Annotated in this window: 2 protein-coding genes; one reads left to right on the top strand and one right to left on the bottom strand. The window is 73.1% G+C overall.

What is annotated here, in order from left to right; all coding sequences use genetic code 11:
* Positions 1-343: 343 nt before the first annotated feature.
* Positions 344-1,243, bottom strand: a complete 900-nt coding sequence (locus AOK23_RS22045) for a sterol desaturase family protein (protein ID WP_055714412.1) — start codon at positions 1,241-1,243, stop codon at positions 344-346.
* 165 nt (positions 1,244-1,408) lie between these two features.
* Between AOK23_RS22045 and AOK23_RS22040 the strand changes: the two genes are divergently transcribed.
* Entirely contained in the window at positions 1,409-2,533 is a 1,125-nt protein-coding gene (locus AOK23_RS22040) for a hypothetical protein (protein ID WP_055714411.1), read from the top strand.
* Positions 2,534-2,684: the final 151 nt, after the last annotated feature.

Raw genomic sequence — 2,684 nt, 5'->3', positions numbered from 1 at the left:
GGGTGTGTATAAGAGGCAGGTGGGGGTCGGGTGTGGGGAGGGGACGAGGCATGAATCCGTCATGGGCGAGTCCTTCGGACGCTTCGTTCGCGCGGGCGACGCGATCAGGGGGCGTTCGCGCGCGCAGGGGACGGTGGCCGCGCCGCCGAGCCGTCGAGCCGTACCGGCCGGAGGCCGATGGCAGCCGTAGGGGCGGAGGGCGGAGGTCACGGGTGGAGCGGACAGTCGGACGATGAGCTGCTGGTCCGCCGGATACGCCGGGCGGGCCGGGGTGCTGGTGGTCCGGCCGGGTGGGCCGGGGTGCTGCGGGGTTGGTCGAGGTGCTACGGGGTTGGTCGAGGTGCTACTGGGCTGGTCGGCTCACCCCGGCCGGGCCGGTGGGGGAGCTGTCGGGACGCGCGGGCCGGCGCCATGCCTGGAGGTGGCTCGCGACCACCTCGCCGGTCCGGGGGAAGTCCGCCGGGTTCCGCAGGCCCACGGCGACCGGCCGCCGGCCGGGCCGCCACGTGAAACTGCCGAACGCGTGGTCCCAGACCGAGAGTTCGGAGCCGTAGTGACCGGCCTCCGACAGGTCGACGCTGTGATGCAGCCGATGCTGCTCGGGTCCCGCGAGGACGTGGTTGAGCGGGCCGATCCGGACGTCGATGTTGGCGTGCACGAAGTAGCCCTGGGTGACCACGAACAGGCCGATCACGAAGGCCGTCGAGGTCGAGAAGCCGGCCAGGGCGAGTGAGCACTGCACCACGCCCTGCGTGAGCACGACGTCCAGCAGGTGGTTGACCCCGTTGTTCCCGACGTTCACCTTGTCGGGCACATGGTGCACACCGTGCAGCCGCCAGAGCCGGGGGCTGGTGTGGCACCACCGGTGGATCAGGTAGTTGGCCAGCGAGCCGAGGAGCAGCGCCAGCGGGATCTCCGCCCAGAGTGGCAGGGCCGGATGCCGTGGCGCGGCCCAGCCGACGATGGCCGCCACCGGTAGCTGGGCCAGGGCCCCGCCGGTCGTCGTGAGGACGAAGTAGACGCCGTACCAGCCCCATTCACGGGCACTCGGCGCCCATTCCCGCTCGTACGGGATCAGCCGTTCGAGCAGGGTGAAGTAGGCGATGGTGCCGACGAGGAAGAGCTGGCTCACCCGGCCGAGGTCCCAGCGCAGGTGCAGTGCGGCGATCGCCGTGGCCACCAGGGCGGCCAGCAGGACCGGATACGCGACATGGCGCAGCAGTGTGCGGAAATGCCCGCGCATGACGCCCCCCTGGCCCGCGGATAATCACCGACAGTGTTCGTGTCGATACTAAGGGTGGTCAACGCTCGGCGCGAGGGGCTTCCGACGAGAATCAGAAAGGGTGGTTTTATCCGATAATCATCGTGCGATGTGCGAGGTCGCCCGGTCCGGTGCAGGCTGGGGATCATGCCAGGCAAGCGGGTGAGGCGCCGGGAGGCCGACGGGTCCGACAGGCCCGACCGGCCGGACGGCCCCGACGTCGAGACGGTGCTCGACGAGCTGTATGTGACCCCGCCGTCGGACTTCGTCGGCCGCCGGGAGGTATGGGCGGCCGCCGCCAGGACGTCCGGTCGCGGCGACGACGCGCGGGCCATCCGGGGTGCTCGTCGCCCCACCCTGGCGGCCTGGGCGGCCAATCTGCTGCTGCGCTCCCGCCCGGAGGAGAGCCGGCAGTTCCTCGAGCTGGGGGAGTCGCTGCGCGAGGCGTACCGCACGCTGGACCCCGGCGGCCTCAAGGAGCTGTCCGACCGGCGGCGTCGGGTCGTCGCCGCCCTGTCCCGGGAGGCCGCGGGGCTCGCCCGGACGGCCGGGCAGCCGCTGTCCGGCTCGGTGCTGCAGGAGGTCGAGTCCACGCTGCGCGCCGTGCTGGCCGACGCGGACGCCGCCCGGCGCTGGTCCGGAGGTCGGCTGGAAACAGCCCTTGCCCCGCCGTCGACCCTCTCTTCCGACAGCGAACCGGCCGCCGCGGCCCCCACGACGGCGAAGCGGCCCGCCCGTGCGACGGCGAAGCGACCGGCCCCCGCGAAGGGGAAGCGGTCCGCTCCCGCCGAGCCGTCGGCGGCGTCGACGCGCGACCGCGGGGGGAAGGACGAACTCGCCGAGCGCCGCCGTGAACGGCAACTGCGGCTGGAGAGGGAGCAGCAGGCGGAGCGGGAACAGCGGCTCGCTCAGGCCCGGGAGGCGGCCGAGGTCGCCGAACGGCGGCTCGGCGACCGGCGCGCGGAAGCGGAGGACGTCGACGCGACGTTGCGGCGGACCCGTGACCAGCGTGACCGGGCGCGGCGCCAGGTGTCCGCCGCCGAGCAGCAGCTCCGCAAGGCGCGGGAAGCCCTCGCACGAGCCCAGGAGCAGGTCGGTCGCGCCGAGGAGCACGCGGGCCATGCCGAAGAGGACCTCGACCGTGCCGAAAAGGGGCAGCGGCAGGCCGAGGAGAGGCGGCGGACGGCCACCGCAGCCCTGACCGAGGCCGAGCGGGAGGCCCGCGACACCGCCCGAGCCGTCCACCGCCTGAACCGCTCGGGCGGTGACTAGGGGGTGTTTCGAAAGTCCCGCACAGCACCCACGGCGCCCGGCACGCCCTCTCGCCGCACCGGCCGAAAGCCCAAGTACGTCCAGTACGAGGGCTTTCGTCCGGCACGCCGAGAGCACGCACCGGACACCGCGGGCACCGCACAGGACTTTC

It is taken from the genome of Streptomyces torulosus (assembly GCF_001419765.1).
In the GTDB taxonomy this organism is placed as follows: domain Bacteria; phylum Actinomycetota; class Actinomycetes; order Streptomycetales; family Streptomycetaceae; genus Streptomyces; species Streptomyces torulosus.
Note: the sequence above shows the minus strand (reverse complement) of the source record. Positions and strands in the feature narration are given on the sequence as shown.